This is a genomic window from Thermostichus sp. MS-CIW-30, from assembly GCF_054058015.1.
Window position 1 is genome coordinate 61,425 of record NZ_JBSRZW010000013.1, and the last position, 17,546, is coordinate 78,970.

The following is a 17,546-nucleotide window of genomic DNA, read 5'->3' on the forward strand; positions in this document are numbered from 1 at the left end:
GAGGCGCTGTTTCCATCTATTCTTTCCCTGGCTGCCCTACTGGATGTCCCCTGCGGATGTTGCCAGAGCAGCTTCAGACCTGGGTTCCCTTCAGGCCGGATCCCCGGAGGATTGCCGAGCTGTTCTCGATGCGCCGGAGGAAGCCCCCGCAAGCCCGAAAGGTTCGGCTCAACCCAATAACTTGGTTCCCATTGAGTTTGGATAGTAAAACTGACGAGAAGTAAAGGAGCAGAGGCTAGCAGACGAATGACCGATAAAGTTCGAATTTATGATATTGCCCGTGAGATGGGGCGTGACAGTCGGGATGTGCTGGAGGTTTGTGAGCAACTGGGGATCCCTTTCAAAACCCACAGCAGCACCATTTCTCCGGAGCAAGCTGAGTTGGTGCGCAGCAAGCTGGGCGCCCCCCACATTGTGAAACCTCCTCGACCCCGGCCCAAACTCCCATCTGAAAGCCTGCCGCCGGAGCCTCCTGCTGAAGCCAAAGTCGGTGAGCGCCCTCAGCAGAAAGTTCCCGGCACCGCTAGCGCGATCGTCGGCATTCGTCGGCCCACGCCCGTTCAGCAGCAAGCCCCAGTTGGCGAAGCCAAGACTGCTGAAACTCCGCCGGCTGCCAAGCCCTCGCTGTCTCGACCTGAGCGAGTCTCCCCCGAAAAAGGATCTGCCAGCGGTGGTGCTCAGCTCATAGGCCCACCGCGGCGGCAAGTTAGCCCTCCTGTCCGCTCGTCTGAGGCCACCCAAAAGCCGGAGACTGTTTCTCAACCGGCAACCCCTCCCACTCCCTCTGAGTCTGCCGCGGCCAAAGCCAGCGGCTCGGAGCCCAGTCCTGTGGCCAAGCGCCCAATCGTACTCTCGCCCCCTCGACGAGCTACCTCCGAGGCAGAACTGCCGGCAGAGCGGCCTGAACCGCCGCAAAAAGCTCCCGAGCCCAGTCGCCCCAGCCCCTCAGAAGCACCATCCCCCAGCCACGCCCGCGTTCCTCAGCCTGCGGAAGAAAAAGCTCCTTCTCCTCCACCTGCGCAGCGCCCCCGTCCACAACTGGTGGGCGCACCTGTTCGCCCTGGCACGCGTTCTCCGGTGACTGAGGAAAACCGTTCCAGCAGCGGCAAAGTCGGTGAAGCTCCTCGTCCGCAGCGGCGGATGGAATTGGTGGGGCCCCCTACCCGTCCTGTGGCCAAGCCGGCTCCCCCTGACCCAGATGCTGCCTCTCCCTTGCCAGAAAGAATCCCTGGGGAACGTCCCAGCCCAGTGTTGGCGGAGGCTCCCGTAAGACCTACCCCACCCAAGGTCAAGCGCAAAACGGAAGAAGAAGAGGACGACGAGCTACAAGCTCTCAGTCGGCGGGCTGCCCGCGTCCAAGCCAAACGCAAACGCAGTCGGAGACGGGGGGAAGGAGATGGAGATGGTTTGGATTTGGATCCCATGACCATCATTTCAGCGGTCAAGCAGGCTGAGCTGAACGCCCTCAAGCCCTTGGCTCGCCCCACCGCCAAGCCTCCTTCCTATCGCCCACCCGCGGCAACGGCTGCTCCCCCTGCCCGCCCCCGCCCTGCTGCCCGTTTGCAGCAGCAACCTACCTCCGCTGAGGCTGGTGCTGCCGATCGCGCCAGCGGGACAGAGCCCTTGCCCGAAGAGCCCGAAGAGAAGGTGTTGCTCTTGGATGGCAGCCTCACCGTTCAGGAATTGGCCCATCGCCTGCGCGTGGCCGAAACTGAGATCATCAAAACCCTCTTTTTCAAAGGGGTGATGGTGACCATCAACCAGGTCTTGGATGAGTCGCTGGCCGAGTCGGTGGCCAAAGAGTTGGGCTATGAGATTCGCCGACCCGAGGCAGAACCCGAGGCTAAAAAAACCGAAATGCTGGACGTGGAGGACATCGACCATCTGGTCTCGCGTCCGCCGGTGGTGACCATCATGGGCCATGTGGATCACGGCAAAACCACCCTCCTCGATGCCATCCGCGACACCAAAGTGGCGCAGGGAGAGGCTGGCGGGATCACCCAGCGCATCGGTGCCTACCATGTGGATGTGAACTTTGAAGGCCAGAAGCGGCGCATCGTTTTCCTGGATACTCCTGGCCACCAGGCTTTTACCGCCATGCGCGCCCGGGGAGCCCGCGTCACCGACATTGCGGTTTTGGTGGTGGCCGCCGACGATGGGGTACAACCGCAAACTCTGGAAGCGATCAGCCATGCGCGGGCGGCTCAGGTGCCGATCATCGTGGCCATTAACAAGATCGACAAGCCCGGCAGCCAGCCAGAGCGCATCAAGCAGCAGTTGGCGGAGCACGGCCTATTGCCAGAGGAGTGGGGTGGCGACACGCCCATGGTGGAGGTGAGCGCTCTCACCCGCCGTAACCTGGATGCTCTGCTGGAGATGATCCTATTGGTGGCCGATGTGGCGGAGCTGCAGGCCAACCCCAATCGTCCCGCTCGCGGCACGGTGATCGAGGCCCACCTGGACAAAGCTCGCGGGCCGGTGGCTACCCTCTTGGTGCAAAATGGCACTCTGCGGGTCGGAGACACCCTGGTGGCCGGGGCCGTTCTGGGCCGGGTCAAAGCGATGATGGACGATCGCGGCCAGCGGTTGCAGGAAGCTGGGCCGTCTTCGGCGGTACAACTGCTGGGCTTGGATGAAGTCCCGGCAGCCGGGGATGAGTTTCAGGTTTACACCGACGAAAAAGAGGCCCGTCGCATTGCCCAAGAGCGGGCGGAGGTGCTGCGGCAAACCCGTCTACAACAGGCGCTGCTGTCTCGTCGCGTGAGCTTGGGTAGCGTTTCCGCCAAAGCCCAAGAAGGTCAGCTCAAGGAGTTGAACTTGATCATCAAGACGGATGTCCAGGGATCCGCCGAGGCCATTCAGACAGCGCTGCGGGACTTGCCCCAAGAGGAAGTCCAGTTGCGGGTTCTGCTGGCGGCCCCTGGCGAGATCACGGAAACCGATGTGGATTTGGCTGCGGCCAGCGACGCCATCATCCTCGGTTTCAACACCACCCTGGCCCCCGGCGCCCGCCAGGCTGCCGATGACAAGGGCGTGGATGTGCGGGAGTACGACATCATCTACAACCTGCTGGACGATCTGCGGGCAGCGATGGAGGGCTTGCTGGAGCCGGAAGAAGTGGAGGAGCCGCTGGGCCAAGCGGAAGTGCGCATGGTGATCCCCATCGGGCGCGGTGCGGTTGCCGGCAGCTATGTGCTCTCGGGCAAGGTGCAGCGCAATGCTCTGGTGCGAGTTCGCCGCAGAGGGGAGGTAGTTTACGAGGGACGTCTAGACTCCCTGAAGCGCTTCAAGGACGACGTGCGGGAGGTGGCTGCCGGCTTCGAGTGTGGGATCGGCATCGACAAGTTCCAATCCTGGCAGGAAGGCGACATCATCGAGGTGTACCAGATGGTCACCAAGCGGCGGACGCTGGCCTCTGTCTAGCTTCATCAAGGCACTTCAGGTTGGCCTGCCGGTCAGGCCTGTGTTCTCGGGCAGAGGATCCCAGACAGGGAGGGAAAATTTGAGCTGATCGTGCGAGCGGGACGGAGTCCTCAGAGGGGGGAATGGATGCAACAGAGCCAGAGACTGAGCCAGATGCTGTTTGTAACGCTGCGGGAGGATCCCGTTGAGGCCGAGCTGCCCAGCCACAAATTGCTGCTGCGGGGCTGCTTTATCCGGCGGCTCTCCCCAGGGATCTACACCTATCTGCCGCTCCTCTGGCGGGTGCTGCAAAAGATCTCGGAGATTGTCCGGGAGGAGATGAACGCCATCGGCGCTCAGGAGTGTCTTTTGCCCCAGCTGCAGCCGGCAGAGATCTGGCGGGAGTCGGGCCGCTGGGAGGTGTACACCCAGGCGGAAGGGATCATGTTTGCCCTTAAGGATCGCCAGGGACGTGAGCAGGCCCTAGGCCCCACCCATGAGGAGGTGATCGCCTTGCTGGCCCGGGATCTCATCCGCTCCTATCGCCAGTTGCCGCAGACGCTCTACCAGATCCAGACCAAGTTCCGGGATGAGATTCGACCCCGCTTTGGCCTGATGCGAGGGCGGGAGTTCATCATGAAAGACGCCTACTCCTTCCATGCCAACGAGGAAAGCCTGCGCCAGACCTACCAGGATATGTACCGAGCCTATAGCCGCATCCTCAGGCGCTGTGGGCTGGAGTTTCGCGTGGTGGATGCTGATGCGGGGGCGATCGGGGGGCCATCGGCGGCCTCGCAGGAGTTTATGGTGCTGGCCTCTGCCGGAGAAGATGAGATTCTCTACACGCCCGATGGCTCCTATGCTGCCAATGTGGAGAAGGCCGTCTCCATCCCGCCGCCAGCGGCAGAGTCTCCCTACACCGCCTTCCAGGTTCTGGATACGCCGGGAACCGAAACCATCGAGAAGCTGGCCGCTTTCCTAAAAATCTCCTCTACCCTGATCGTTAAAAACGTCCTCTACCAAGCCCTCTACGACAACGGCCTGCGGGTGGCAGTGCTACTGAGCATCCGCGGGGATCAAGAAGTCAATGAGGTCAAACTGGCCAACCACCTCAGCCGCCTGGCAGAGCGCTACCAAGCCAGCAAATTGCTCAAGCTCGCCTTGGCCGATGCCGAGATCCAAAACAGTTGGCAGGGGGATCCCATCCCGGTGGGCTACATTGCCCCCGACTTGCCGGATAGCTGTCTGGGCCGGCAAAAAAACCTTGCCCCCCAGATCCTGCGCTTGGCCGACCAGACGGCAGCCCTGCTGCAGAACTTCGTAACCGGCGGCAACCAGGTGGGGCAGCACGTGGTGGGGGCCAACTGGGGCGAGCAATATCCCCTGCCGGAAGTGGTGGATGTGCGCAAGGCACAGGCGGGGGATCGGTGTTTGCTCAACCCCGACCAGATCCTGGAAACGGCCCGTGGCATCGAGATCGGCCATATCTTTCAGCTAGGCCTCAAGTTCTCGCTGCCAATGCGGGCCACCTTTACCGACGAACAGGGATCCGAGCAGCCCCTCTGGATGGGCTGTTATGGCATTGGGGTATCCCGCTTGGCCCAGGCGGCGGTGGAACAGTCCCACGATGCCAACGGGATCATCTGGCCCGTGGCCATTGCCCCCTATCACGTAGTGGTGGTGGTGCCCAACATCTCCGACGCCGAGCAGATGAGCGTGGCGGAAAAACTGGTGCAAGATCTCGCTGCTGCCGGCATCGAGACCCTCTGGGATGACCGGGACGAGCGGGCCGGCGTCAAGTTCAAGGATGCAGATCTCATCGGGATCCCCTATCGCCTCACCACAGGGCGCAGCCTCAAACAGGGCAAGGTGGAACTCACCGAGCGGGCCAGCGGCCAAGCCACGGAAATTCCCATTGAAGAAGTGGTGACCACCCTGAAAGAGCGGATTGAAGCAGCCCTAGCTGTGCCAGACTGAGCGTGGTTTCTCCTGAACTCCATGCTGAACATCTCCATTCTTAAAGAAGACGAATCCTATACTTTTCGCTCTTATTTTGAGATGCCCTACGAGCCGGATGAAATCTTGGCTCAGTTTGGCTATCGACTGGAAATTGGGGAGTGGACATGGCCTGTTGCCCCTGCTCCACCTCAAACCCCAGTTCTGAAAGATCGGATCCGACAATTGTTACCTTTGGTTAGCCTCACCAGCGAAACAGCGCGGCGGGAATTGCTGGTGGCTCCTGTGCTGACCGAAGTGGCTCTCCATTGTCGAGTTCCTTTGCGGCTGGAGTATCCCCTGATGGTCAACAATTGGTTGAAGGGCAGCCTCGATTATCTATTGCGAGGGAAGAACATCCTGCTGGTGGTTGAAGCCAAAAAGGACGATCTAACGCGGGCCTTTGTGCAAATGGCTGTAGAAATGATTGCCCTGGCGCAGGTGGAGCAGCAGGCTCAGATCTACGGTGCAGTGACGATGGGGTCTATCTGGCAGTTCGGACAAATTCTTGCCCATCAGCAGATGATCAAACAAGACTTAACGCTGTATCGGGTACCTGAGGAGCTGGAAACCATTGCCGGCATTCTCACTGCCATGGTCAGCAACCCTAGCCAATCGTGAATTAAAAGCGTGAATTAAAAGTAAGTCATGGATCGAAAAACAGTCTGGTTTGCCCTAAAATTGATGCTGGCTGCTGCCGGGATCAGCACAGCCATCAAGTATGGTGGCCCTTACTTGGCCTTGCCGGAGCAAATACCGGTGGTGATCGGGATGATCGTTTTGCCCACCTTGATCATGGCCGGGATCCTGTGGCGCTGGCAAATGCAGTCTCCTCTATCCAAAACTCCCCTACAAGCCGGCAAGGGATCCCTGGGAATTGAAGATGATAGAGCCTTCACCCCCAGCCCTTCTCCCAGGGGAGAGAGGGAAGTCTGAACTGCTGGACATGGAAGGCTGCCCAGATCCCTTGATGGGTGGGGGGAAGGCTATCGGGATGGATTGGGATCCCTTGAACCCCTACTGCTGGGTAAGGCGCAAGGTTACCGTTGGGCTGGTTTGGTTGCCGGAAGTGGCCGTGAGATTCACCTGATACACCGTGCCAGAGGCCGGAATGGGAGGTCGAACGGTGATGGTGAAACGGCCCTGGGCATCTGCCTGCACAGTTTGGTTGGTCACGGTCTGTTGGGCGCTGATGATGCCCCCCAGAGAGGTCGAAGCCGTTACATTCACCCGCACCGAAGCATTGGGAGCTGTAGTGCCCTGCAGCGTAAACGAAGAGCCGGAAACCCGATCCCCATCCCGCAGGTTGGTGATCTGAGGCAAGAGTGGGCCGGGGGCGCTGACTGTAGCGGAAACCTCTTGGGTGGTCAGCCGCTGGATGCCCCCGGTGGCCCCTTCGATCAGGCGGGCCGGTTGTTCGGCGGTCATGAAGCGCACTTGGCCACCATTTTCCAGGCGGGCGACGACGATCCCCTCACGGGTGGTATCCTTCGCCTCGATTAGGGCGTTCACTACATAGGTGCCGCTGGAAACTTCCTGAGCCGGCAAGGTTTGCACTTGCCGTCCATCCTGGATGAGGTAAACCGTTACCCGGCTGGAAGGGGTACCTTTGACGGTGACCAGCAGGATTTCCCCGGCTGCCAAGGGGCGACTGCCGGCATTGTGATCCACCAGGTCGATGGAAGCGCGGACAGGGCTACCCACGGTGAAGCTCCAGGTCACGCGGCGGGTCACCCCCTGGGTATTGGTGAACTCCAGCAAGACTTCCCGACGCCCCGGCGGCAGGGGTTGGGCAGGGCGATAGGTGAAGAAATCGCGGGTAATCACCGACTGGGAAGTGACGTCTTGGCCATCCAGGAAAACCCTCACCGTTTCCGGACGCACGCTGACTCCATCTTGGCTGCGAAAAGAAGCCGAGATTGGGGAGGTAGGTTCAACATTGGTGGCCGCTTGAGCTGGGCTGGGATCCGTAATTTGCTGAGCCCTTGCAGGCAAGCTCGACAACCCCACAACCGCAGCACCGATCACCAAGGCCCGGGGAAACCAGGAATACAAGTTATCGCTCATGAGACCATCCAAGAAAAAGATAGAGTAAAGACAGACTACACAGGCAACAAGCCCAGAGAAAGGCTAAACAGAGTCCGGCAGAACATCGGCCTCGATATCCTGTTCGAATCCTGTCACAGGGGATGGCCCCTGTCGATACGCCTAAACCTCTGATCGGCTCTCCAATAGACTCAATCCCAGCGTCAAAACCGGGCAAAGTCAACTGCCATCTGCCGTGCCGGATCCCACGTCCATCCTGGCAAAATCCAGAAGATGACTGTAGGTGAGAATGTAAGGGATCCCTTTGAAGGATTTGACTTAACTTGTGTTCGATGGGTAATCGATGGGTATCAGCTCATCTCAATTCACAAAAATAGCCCCTGTCTCTTGCAGATCGAGGCAATGATCGCCGGAGACATCGTTGACCAGGCGCACTTCTACAGTGATCACGTTGAAAGAATCCACGCTCACCTGGTAGCCCACAGGAGCCAACATCGGCGTGTTGATGGCCATGCAATTGGGGATCAACAGGTTGCTCAGGCGCAACGTTTCGCCTGCAGGCAGTTCCGAGACTTTCTGGCGGGGATCGGTAAAGCCGTATTCCAAAGGCAGACCGGTGCGATTGCGGATCACCAGCTCTGCCGGCAGGTTGGGGTTAAAGCGGGCTACCGGGCGATCAAAAACCAATTGATCGACACCCACAGGCAGGCGCGGCAACGGCACTGTCTGAAAGGTAGGCTGAGCGGCAACCCAGAGGGATCCCTGCAACAACCCTCCGCCAACCCAGCCGCCCAGCAGAGTCGCCAACGTCAAAACCATTCTTTTGCTCCGTTCTGCATAGCTCATGGCTTTCGCCTCAGGATGTGCTTCCAGACTGGTGGGAGTTGGATCCCTTGCCTGCTTGTATTGTTCCCAAAAACGGCTGGCCGGGCCAGATGGCTGCTGTTTTTTCCAGGGTATGCCCCAACCAGCTAAGATCCCGTGGGGGGGAAGTTAAGTTAGAGTTGGCAATGCAAAGGGAGGCATGGCCATGCCAGCAGAACCGAAAAAGTCGGAGAAAAACTTCTCGTGGAAGGGCAGTGCCGACGCGGGCCGGGCGCTGACGATTTTGGCTGCCGTGGGAGCCGCGGTGATTTTACTGGCGGGGTTCCTACAGTAGGCAAACAGTAGGCAAAGCTGTTTGTGTCTGCAGCCGGCACAAGCACCTCAGCACGGCGGCGGAAGCCAAAGTTTCTTCTTCAAGGCGATTTCAAGGCGATGGTGGCAGCCTGCTCGACTTCCAACTTGCCTTCAAGGATCATCCCCGCCATGGTTGAAGATGTCCTCAAGGCAAAGGTGTTGTCTGCGGGGCAGGAAGCCGCCCTCGACTGCGTTCTCCGCCATGGCTGCCCTACAGAAAGAAGCAGATCCGGATGCTTTGGAAGTCCTGCTGATTGGTTGATGCGAGGTTCGCTACGCCTGTCCGGGTCACGCCGCTGGGCAGCAGGCTCAACAGGGAAAAAAGCCCAGCAGAGAAGGGATCCCTGCTGAGCCCCTTGAAAGCGCCGAGGAAGGGGTAAAGTGCCCTCAGCCCAGCAGCCGGCGGGCAGTGTTGACCACGTTTTCCACCGTGAAGCCGAACTTCTCCATACACACCGGGCCGGGGGCGGAAGCGCCAAAGCGATCGATGCCAATGGCCACCCCCTCAAACCCCAGGTACTTGTGCCAGCCGAAGGTGCAGCCTGCCTCGACGGAGACGCGCTTGGTGACGTTGGGGGGCAGAACGGAATCGCGGTAGCTCTGGGGCTGGGCCTCAAACAGCTCCATACAGGGCATAGAGACCACCCGCACGGCCCGGCCTTCCTGCTTCAGTTGGGCTGCAGCTTTCACCGCCAGCTCCAGTTCAGAGCCGGTGGCGATCAAGATCAGCTCTGGATTGGGGGCATCCACCACCACATAGGCCCCTTTGGCTACGCCTTCAATGGAGGTGCCTTCCACCGGGTTGACCGCCTGCCGGGTGAACACCAGCACAGAAGGGGTGGTCTTGGCTTCTAGGGCCACCTGGTAAGATCCCACCGTTTCGCGGGCATCCGCTGGGCGCAGCACATAGAGGTTGGGGATAGCCCGTAGGGAAGCCAGTGTCTCAATGGGCTGGTGGGTGGGGCCATCTTCTCCCAAGGCGACGGAGTCGTGGGTCATGACGTGCAGCACCCGCACTTGCGAGAGGGCGGATAGGCGGATGGCAGGCCGCATGTAGTCGGTGAAGATCAAAAAGGTGGCGTCGTAAGGGATGAGGCCTCCATGAAGCGCCATGCCGTTGGCGATGGCTCCCATGCCGTGTTCCCGCACCCCAAAGCGGAAGTTGCGCCCCTCGTAAGATCCAGCCTGAAACTCTGGGATCCCTTTTAAATAGGTCATGTTGGAGTGGGCGAGATCTGCGGATCCCCCCAGCAGTTCCGGCACCGCTTTGGCCAAGGCATTCAGACAAAACTTGGAGAGGTTGCGGGTGGATTCTCTGCCGGTTTCGGCAATGGGGGCCAGCGCTTCTTTCCAGCCCACCGGCAGCTCCCCGGCCATGATGCGCTTGAACTCGGCGGCCTCTTCGGGGTAAGCCTTCTCGTAGGCGGCGAAGCGCTCGTTCCACTCGGCCTCGGCCTTGGCCCCTTTTTCGATGGCCTGGCGGAAGTGGGCCAGCACCTCGTCGGGAATGTAAAACTCCGGCTCCAGAGGCCAACCCAGGTTTTGTTTGGTGAGCTTCACCTCTTCCGGCCCTAGGGGTGCCCCATGGACGCTCTCGCTGCCGGCCTTGTTGGGGGATCCGTAGCCGATGGTGGTCTCGACAATGATCAAAGAAGGCTTGTTGGTGACTTCCTTGGCTTTTTGGATGGCCTCGGCGATCCCCTTCAGGTCGTGGTTGCCGTCGTCTACCTTTTGCACGTGCCAGCCGTAGGCTTCATAGCGTTTGCCCACATCTTCCGTAAAGGCGATTTCTGTGCTGCCGTCGATGGAGATGTGGTTGCTGTCGTAAAGCATGATCAGCTTGCCCAGTTGCAGGTGGCCGGCCAAAGAAGCTGCTTCGGAAGCCACCCCCTCCATGTTGCAGCCATCCCCCAAGATCACGTAGGTGTAGTGATCCACAATGGTGTGGCCGGGCTTGTTGAAGCGGGCGGCCAGATGGGCCTCGGCAATCGCCAGCCCAACCGCGTTACCCACCCCTTGCCCCAGCGGGCCGGTGGTGACCTCTACCCCCGGAGTTTCAAAGTTTTCCGGGTGGCCGGGGGTTTTGGATCCCCACTGGCGAAACTGCTTAATGTCCTCCAGGCTTACATCGAAGCCGGTTAGGTGCAGCAGCGCGTACTGCAGCATGCAGCCATGCCCCGCCGAGAGCACAAAGCGATCCCGATCCACCCACTTGGGGTTGCGGGGGTTGAACTTCATGAACTGCTGCCACAACACATAGGCCATGGGTGCTGCTCCCATCGGCAGGCCAGGGTGGCCGGAGTTGGCCTTCTGAACAGCATCCACCGCCAAAAAGCGAATCGTATTGATGGCAAGTTGTTCCAGAGAGGGAGGAGCAGCAACAACCATGTGGGATCCCTATCGCTCGACATTTGCTTTCCAGTATGCCGTGTTTTGGGTCTTGCTTCCGAGGCGCTAGGGATCAATTGGGCCGGGAAATTGGCTTTGTCCAAATTCAAGGGGGCCAAATGACAGGCTAAGCTGAGTGATACCGTCGCCGCTGTTTCGTGCTGGAGCGCTTCTTTGACTGTTGTTTCTTCTGGTAGCAAACCCTCCTGGCTGCGGGCCAAGGCCCCTCAACGGGTGGGATCCGTCCAGCAACTGCTGCGGGACTTGGGCCTGAACACGGTTTGCGAAGAAGCTTCCTGTCCCAACTTGGGGGAGTGCTTCGCCAACGGCACCGCCACCTTTTTGATCATGGGCCCGGCCTGTACCCGCGCCTGCCCCTACTGCGATATCGACTTCACCAAACGCCCCCTGCCCCTGGATGCCACCGAACCCCGGCGGGTGGCGGAAGCAGTGGAGCGCTTGGGATTGCGCCATGCGGTGATTACGTCGGTGAATCGGGACGACCTGCCCGATGGGGGAGCCAGCCAGTTTGTGGCCTGCATTGCGGAAATCCGCCGCCGCATGCCCCAGACCACCATCGAGGTCTTGATCCCAGACCTATGTGGTAACTGGCAGGCGCTGCAGCAGATCTTGGCCGCCCGACCGACGGTGCTCAACCACAATACCGAAACGGTGCCCCGCCTCTATCGCCGTGTACGCCCGCAAGGGAACTACGAGCGCTCCCTCAAACTGTTGGAGTTGGCACGGCAATGGGATCCCGGCCTGTACACCAAGTCAGGGGTGATGTTGGGCCTGGGAGAAACTGCCGAGGAGATCTTGCAGGTGATGCGGGATCTGCGCCGGGTGGGTTGTGACATCCTCACGCTCGGCCAATACCTGGCGCCTAGCCCCAAACACCTGCCGGTGGAGCGCTACGTTCCCCCCGAAGAGTTCGACCATTGGCGACGGGTGGGAGAGGAACTGGGCTTTTTGCAGGTGGTGTCCTCCCCTCTCACCCGCAGCTCTTACCATGCCGAGGCTGTGCAAGAGTTGATGCAGCGCTTTCCCAGGAGGAGCTCCTGAGCGCTGGGGCCTCGCCGGCTGCCCGACCTTGTGGGTTGCGCGAGAGGAGAAACCTACTCTGAGATTGGCTCAAGGCCGGGTTTCAGGGCGGCTACAACGTCAGGGATCCCACCTTGTGCTCTATGAGCTGCGCCAGATCTTGCAGGAAGGCCGCTGCATGGGCGCCGTAGATGACACGGTGATCGCAGGTGAGGTTCACCTGCATTTGGGAACGGATGGCAATCGCTTTTTCCGGTGTCGCTACTACCGTGGGGCGAGAAGCGCCAACGGCCAAAATAGATCCCTGGTTGGGGGGCAAAATGGCGTCGAAGCGATCCACCCCAAACATGCCCAGGTTGGAGAGGGTGAAGGTGCCGCTGGTGTACTCCTCTGGCTGCAGTTGCTTGCGCCGCGCCCGCTCCACCAGATCCTTCCAGCGGCGGGAGATCTCATACAGATCCAGCCGGTTGGCTTGCTTTAGGACAGGGGTGATCAGCCCGCCATCCTCCATGGCCACGGCCACGGCGATGTTGATATCCGATTTGTAATGGATGCCGTTTTCTGTGTAGCTGGCATTCAAAAGGGGATGCTTCTCCAGGGTCAGGGCCACCGCTTTGACCAAGAGGGCCGTCAGGGTGACTCCTTTGGGCTTCACCTGTTGGTAGAGGTGATCCAGGCTATCGGTGGTGATGGTGTAGCCGACGTGGAACACTGGCACGCCCAGGCTGGCGTTCATATTGCGCACCACCGCCGCTTGTAGGGTGCTGAGGGGAACTGTCTCTCCCAAGGGGACAGCCACAGGAGCTGGAGGCGCGGGGGCTGGAGCAGAGGGGGCAGCCACTGCAGGAGCGGAAAGGGCCGCAGCTCGCTCCACGTCTTCAGCGACGATGCGACCATTGGGGCCAGAGCCGCGCACGGTGCGCAGATCGATCCCCAGGCTCTCCGCCAATTTTTTCGCCCGCGGGGAAGCCACGACCCGCTGGGATCCGGCGCCATCCGATCCATTTGGCAGTGTAGAGGTGGGGGTTGCCGCAGGGGCAGGACTTGTCGGCTGAGCTGCAGAGGCGCGGTCTGCGCTAGGTGGAGCCGCAGGGGTAACGCCAGCAGCGAGGGCTTTGGCTTTTTCCTGAGCTTGGGCCACTTCCGCTTCGCTTTCGGCAATCAGGGCAATGGGGGCGCCCACCGGGGCTGATTCCCCTGCCGGCACCAGGATACTGGCCAGGATGCCGCTGTGGAAGGACTCCACGTCCATGTCCGCTTTGTCGGACTCCACCACCAGGATGTTTTCTCCTTTCTCCACGCGGTCGCCGGGGTTCTTAAGCCAGGTGACGATCTTGCCCGTTTCCATGGTGGAGCTGAGGGCCGGCATGGAGAGTTCGTGGATCATCAATGGGGATGGGAACACAGCAGAAGAGATTGTAACTCAGGAGACGGGATCCCCGCGCACGTCTCTGGGCCGGCTTTGGGCTCACCGGGCGCCAGCCGCTTCTGCTTCGGCCACCACCAGCAGGGTTTTCAGCAGGGAATCGGGGTTGAGGCTGATGGAATCGATCCCTGCTTGCACCAGGAAGCGGGCAAATTCAGGGTAGTCGCTGGGAGCCTGGCCACAGATGCCGATCTTGCGCCCGTGGCTTTTCACCGTCTGGATTACCTGGGCGATCATCCGCCTGACGGCCTCGTGGCGCTCGTCAAAAAGATGGGCCACCAGGGCTGAGTCGCGGTCTAACCCCAGGGTGAGCTGGGTGAGGTCGTTGGAGCCGATGGAGAAGCCGTCGAAGATCTGGCAAAACGCGTCGGCCAGGATGACGTTGCTGGGCAATTCACACATCACGTACACCTGCAGACCGTTTTCTCCCCGCACCAGGCCATGGCGGGCCATCTCTTCCAGCACCTTGTGCCCCTCTTCCGGCGTGCGGCAGAAGGGGATCATCAAGATGACGTTGGTCAGGCCCATCTCATCCCGCACCCGTTTCATGGCCCGACACTCCAAGGCAAAGCCCTCACGGTAGCGGGGATCCGTGTAGCGGGAGGCCCCCCGCCAGCCGATCATCGGGTTTTCCTCGTGGGGCTCGTAGCGGGATCCCCCCAACAGGTGGGCATACTCGTTGCTCTTGAAATCCGACAGCCGCACGATCACCGGCTTGGGATAGAAGGCGGCGGCGATGGTGCTCACCCCTTGGGCCAGCTTATCCACAAAGTATTCAGGCTTGTCGGCATACTGGGCGGTCAGCTCCGCCAGGCGCGGCTCCTCTTTCACCGCCTGCTCGTAGTTGAGCAAAGCCAGCGGGTGGACTTGAATGTGGTTGGCAATGATGAACTCCAGCCGCGCCAGCCCCACGCCATCGCAAGGGATCCCGCTGAGGCCGAAGGCTTTTTCTGGGTTGCCCACATTCATCATCAGTTGGGTGCGGGGACGGGGCAGCTCCTCCAGCGGGATCTCCGTCACCTCATAGGGCAACAGGCCCGGGTAGACCCGCCCTTCTTCCCCTTCAGCGCAGGAGACGGTGATGGGCTCCCCGGAACGGAGCACCTGCGTGGCGTTGCCGCAGCCAACAATGGCCGGGATCCCCAGCTCGCGGGCGATGATGGCCGCATGGCAAGTTCTGCCCCCCTGGTTGGTGACGATGGCGCTGGCCTTTTTCATGATTGGCTCCCAGTCGGGATCCGTTTTTTCGGTCACCAGCACCTCGCCGGCCTGAAACTGATCCGAGCGGCGCACATCCAAAATGACGCGGGCTGTGCCCTGGCCAATGGCCTCGCCCACCGCCCGCCCCCGCACCAGAGGCTCGGGCTGCGCCCCAGGCTGGGTGAAGCGATAGGTGGTCAGCTGGTTGGCCCCTTTTTGCGACTGCACCGTTTCGGGGCGGGCCTGGACGATAAACAGCTCGCCGGTGATCCCATCTTTGGCCCACTCGATGTCCATGGGGGTGAAGCGGCCCCGCAGCGCCGAGTAGTGCTCTTCGATCAGGCAGGCCCAGCGAGCCAGCTCCAGGACTTCCTCGTCCTTGAGGGCATATTGCTTGCGCAGGCTTTCGGGGACAGCCACGTTTTTGGTGGAACGGGATCCCCCCTCGTCGTAGACCAGCTTCAGGGCCTTGCTGCCCAGCTTGCGGGAGAGGATGGGGCGCAGTCCCTGCTTGAGGGTGGGTTTGAAGACCACGTACTCATCGGGGTTGACGATCCCTTGCACCACGTTTTCCCCCAGACCATAGGCGGCGGTGATCAGCACTGCGTCTTTGAAGCCGGTTTCCGGGTCGATGGAGAACATCACCCCCGAACAGGCCAGGTCGGAGCGCACCATCTTCTGCACCCCCACCGAAAGGGCCACTTGAAAGTGGTCAAAGCCCTTGATTTGGCGGTAGGAGATGGCCCGGTCGGTAAACAAGCTGGCAAAACAGTGGTGACAGGCATTGAGCACTGCCCGCACTCCACGCACGTTCAGGTAGGTCTCCTGCTGGCCGGCAAAGCTGGCATCCGGCAAGTCTTCTGCCGTGGCACTGGAGCGCACCGCCACATCGGTGTCGGGGCCGTAGCGCTCGCACAGCTTTTGGTAGGCTTCGGCGATGGCCTGCTCTAGCTGAGGGGGGAAGGGAGTTTGCAAGATCAAGGTGCGGGCAGCCTTGCCCCGCTCGCGCAAATTTTGGACATTCTCAATGTCTAAGTCTTTGAAGATCTCCTGCAACTTCTCCTCTAGGCCCGCAGAGGCGATGAACTGGCGATACGCATGGGCGGTGGTGGCAAATCCTGTCGGCACCTGGATTCCCTTTGAGGTGAGCTGCTGCAGCATTTCTCCCAAGGAGGCGTTTTTCCCGCCCACCTGGGCAACGTCCCGCAGCCCCACCTCCGTCAGGGGCAAGACCAAAGGCGGCTCTGAGCCAAGCTGGGGTTGAGAGGGTTGCTGAAGCTGGGATCCCCTGGTTGCTCCATCCGACATGCCTTACCTCCTTCTTAGATCCATTGAGCGATCCATTGAGCCAACGCCAATTGCTGGGGTGTGCTGTGTTGTCGGCTTGGGATCGCTCCCGGCTCTCCTATGCCAACACTCGGCCCAACTCATTCTTGGTGGGCCATAGCCTCACTCTAGTCAGGATTTTCTGCCCCTTAAAATTGCCCAGGGATCCCCCCAAGAAGGCTTAGAAGGCGATGAGACAAGGCAGATCCCCCCACCACCTGCCTGTGGAAGTTGCTGCAAATCTTCGACCTTTTTTACTCAGTGCAAAAGTAGCCGGGCTGCCACAATGGTCAAAGAAGGCGATTTGGGCAACAACGGCATGGAGGGCCACAAGGAGGCTGCAGCAGACATTCGCCAGATCAGGGTGACGGAAAAACAGCAGGGCTTGCGGCTGGATCGAGGATTGGCAGAGCAACTGCCGGAGCTGTCGCGGTCGCGCCTGCAGCAGCTTATCCGCCAGGGCCAGGTTTGGCTCAATGGGCAGCCCTGCCGGGATAAGGATCGCCCCCTGCAAGCTGGGGATGAAGTCGAGGTGCGGATCCCGCCAGCCACCCCGACTGCCCTGCAGCCGGAGCCGATCCCCTTGGACATTCTTTACGAAGATGACGATTTGCTTGTGATCAACAAGCCCCGCGGTTTGGTGGTGCACCCCGCCCCCGGCCACGCCAGTGGCACCCTGGTGCACGCCCTGCTGGCCCACTGCCCCCATCTTTCAGGCATCAACGGCGAGCTGCGTCCAGGTATTGTCCATCGCCTTGACAAAGACACCACTGGTGCCCTGGTGATTGCCAAACACGATCAGGCCCACCAGCACCTACAAGCCCAGATCCAGGCCAAAACCGCCCGGCGCATCTACTTGGGGGTGGTGTTTGGCCGGCCGGCCCAAAGCCAAGGCACCGTCTCTGCCCCCATTGGGAGGCACCCGGTGGATCGGCAGAAAATGGCCGTCCTGACCCCTGGCCAAGGGCGAGTGGCGGTAACCCACTGGCAAGTGTTGGAGCGGCTGGGCAACTACACCCTGATGCAGTTTGAGCTGGAGACCGGGCGCACCCATCAAATTCGGGTGCATGCTGCCCACATGCGCCTACCCATTGTCGGGGATCCCCTCTACACCCAGAGCAAAACCAGCCCTGTTAAGCTGGGCGGCCAAGCTCTCCATGCCTGGAAGCTCTCCTTTGTTCACCCGCGCACAGGCCAGCCGCTGCAGTTTACCGCTCCCCTGCCGGAAGAGTTTGAGCGGCTCTTGCGGCAGTTGCGCAGCCAGGCGGGCTAGGCAGCCTCTGGGGTTTCCCCCTTGCTTTGCCTGGTCATTGCAAACGGCTGTGGAACAGCTGGTTGGTTGATCCCCAGCTCCCCTCGCCCGCAAGGGGTGAGGGTCAGCGGCGAAGGGTCTTCATCTTGTTTGAAACGAGTATGCCCAGTTGTCCCCACACCCGTGGGGGTGAGCGGCAGAGCATGCCTCTAACCCCCAAAACCCTGAACTTTGCTGAATTTACTGAGCTTTAGGCGGTTTGGCAAAAGTCATTGAGAGGGATATAGTAGA

Annotated in this window: 12 protein-coding genes; 7 read left to right on the forward strand and 5 right to left on the reverse strand. The window is 60.5% G+C overall.

Features of this window, described 5'->3' with window-relative positions:
* Positions 1–246 precede the first annotated feature (246 nt).
* The 4 genes from infB (at position 247) to ACVWXW_RS07615 (ending at position 6,333) form a co-directional block, all read left to right on the forward strand.
* Complete coding sequence (gene infB / locus ACVWXW_RS07600) at positions 247–3,423, forward strand: translation initiation factor IF-2 (RefSeq protein WP_457403404.1); 3,177 nt, start codon at positions 247–249, stop codon at positions 3,421–3,423.
* A 126-nt stretch (positions 3,424–3,549) separates the two neighbouring features.
* Positions 3,550–5,379, forward strand: coding sequence for a proline--tRNA ligase (locus tag ACVWXW_RS07605; RefSeq protein ID WP_457403405.1), 1,830 nt, complete (start codon positions 3,550–3,552; stop codon positions 5,377–5,379).
* Positions 5,380–5,400: 21 nt separating this feature from the next.
* On the forward strand, positions 5,401–6,018 hold the full coding sequence (locus ACVWXW_RS07610) for a hypothetical protein (protein WP_457388587.1): 618 nt from the start codon (positions 5,401–5,403) through the stop codon (positions 6,016–6,018).
* Positions 6,019–6,045: 27 nt separating this feature from the next.
* Positions 6,046–6,333: a hypothetical protein gene (locus ACVWXW_RS07615; RefSeq protein WP_457403406.1), complete on the forward strand. Its 288-nt coding sequence runs from the start codon at positions 6,046–6,048 to the stop codon at positions 6,331–6,333.
* Between the two features lie 81 nt (positions 6,334–6,414).
* Here the strand turns inward: ACVWXW_RS07615 and ACVWXW_RS07620 are convergent, their stop codons facing one another.
* On the reverse strand, positions 6,415–7,464 hold the full coding sequence (locus ACVWXW_RS07620) for a hypothetical protein (RefSeq protein ID WP_414344338.1): 1,050 nt from the start codon (positions 7,462–7,464) through the stop codon (positions 6,415–6,417).
* Between the two features lie 339 nt (positions 7,465–7,803).
* A complete protein-coding gene (locus ACVWXW_RS07625) occupies positions 7,804–8,289 on the reverse strand; it encodes a hypothetical protein (RefSeq protein WP_457403408.1) in 486 nt (161 codons plus the stop codon).
* Positions 8,290–8,467: 178 nt separating this feature from the next.
* On the opposite strand from ACVWXW_RS07625, the gene ACVWXW_RS07630 reads away from it, so the two are divergent.
* Entirely contained in the window at positions 8,468–8,602 is a 135-nt protein-coding gene (locus tag ACVWXW_RS07630; RefSeq protein ID WP_414351941.1) for a hypothetical protein, read from the forward strand.
* Positions 8,603–9,009: 407 nt separating this feature from the next.
* Here the strand turns inward: ACVWXW_RS07630 and tkt are convergent, their stop codons facing one another.
* Positions 9,010–11,010: a transketolase gene (tkt, locus tag ACVWXW_RS07635; protein ID WP_457403410.1), complete on the reverse strand. Its 2,001-nt coding sequence runs from the start codon at positions 11,008–11,010 to the stop codon at positions 9,010–9,012.
* Positions 11,011–11,184: 174 nt separating this feature from the next.
* On the opposite strand from tkt, the gene lipA reads away from it, so the two are divergent.
* Positions 11,185–12,072: a lipoyl synthase gene (gene lipA, locus ACVWXW_RS07640; protein WP_457403411.1), complete on the forward strand. Its 888-nt coding sequence runs from the start codon at positions 11,185–11,187 to the stop codon at positions 12,070–12,072.
* A gap of 91 nt (positions 12,073–12,163) precedes the next feature.
* On the opposite strand, the gene ACVWXW_RS07645 is transcribed toward lipA, so the two are convergent.
* Both ACVWXW_RS07645 and ppsA read right to left on the reverse strand, forming a co-directional pair.
* The gene (locus ACVWXW_RS07645; RefSeq protein ID WP_457403412.1) at positions 12,164–13,438 is read right to left on the reverse strand and encodes a dihydrolipoamide acetyltransferase family protein; all 1,275 of its coding nucleotides are present in this window, start codon (positions 13,436–13,438) and stop codon (positions 12,164–12,166) included.
* 81 nt (positions 13,439–13,519) lie between these two features.
* A complete protein-coding gene (gene ppsA, locus ACVWXW_RS07650; RefSeq protein ID WP_457403413.1) occupies positions 13,520–15,985 on the reverse strand; it encodes a phosphoenolpyruvate synthase in 2,466 nt (821 codons plus the stop codon).
* Between the two features lie 337 nt (positions 15,986–16,322).
* On the opposite strand from ppsA, the gene ACVWXW_RS07655 reads away from it, so the two are divergent.
* On the forward strand, positions 16,323–17,276 hold the full coding sequence (locus tag ACVWXW_RS07655) for an RluA family pseudouridine synthase (RefSeq protein ID WP_414331111.1): 954 nt from the start codon (positions 16,323–16,325) through the stop codon (positions 17,274–17,276).
* Positions 17,277–17,546 lie beyond the last annotated feature (270 nt).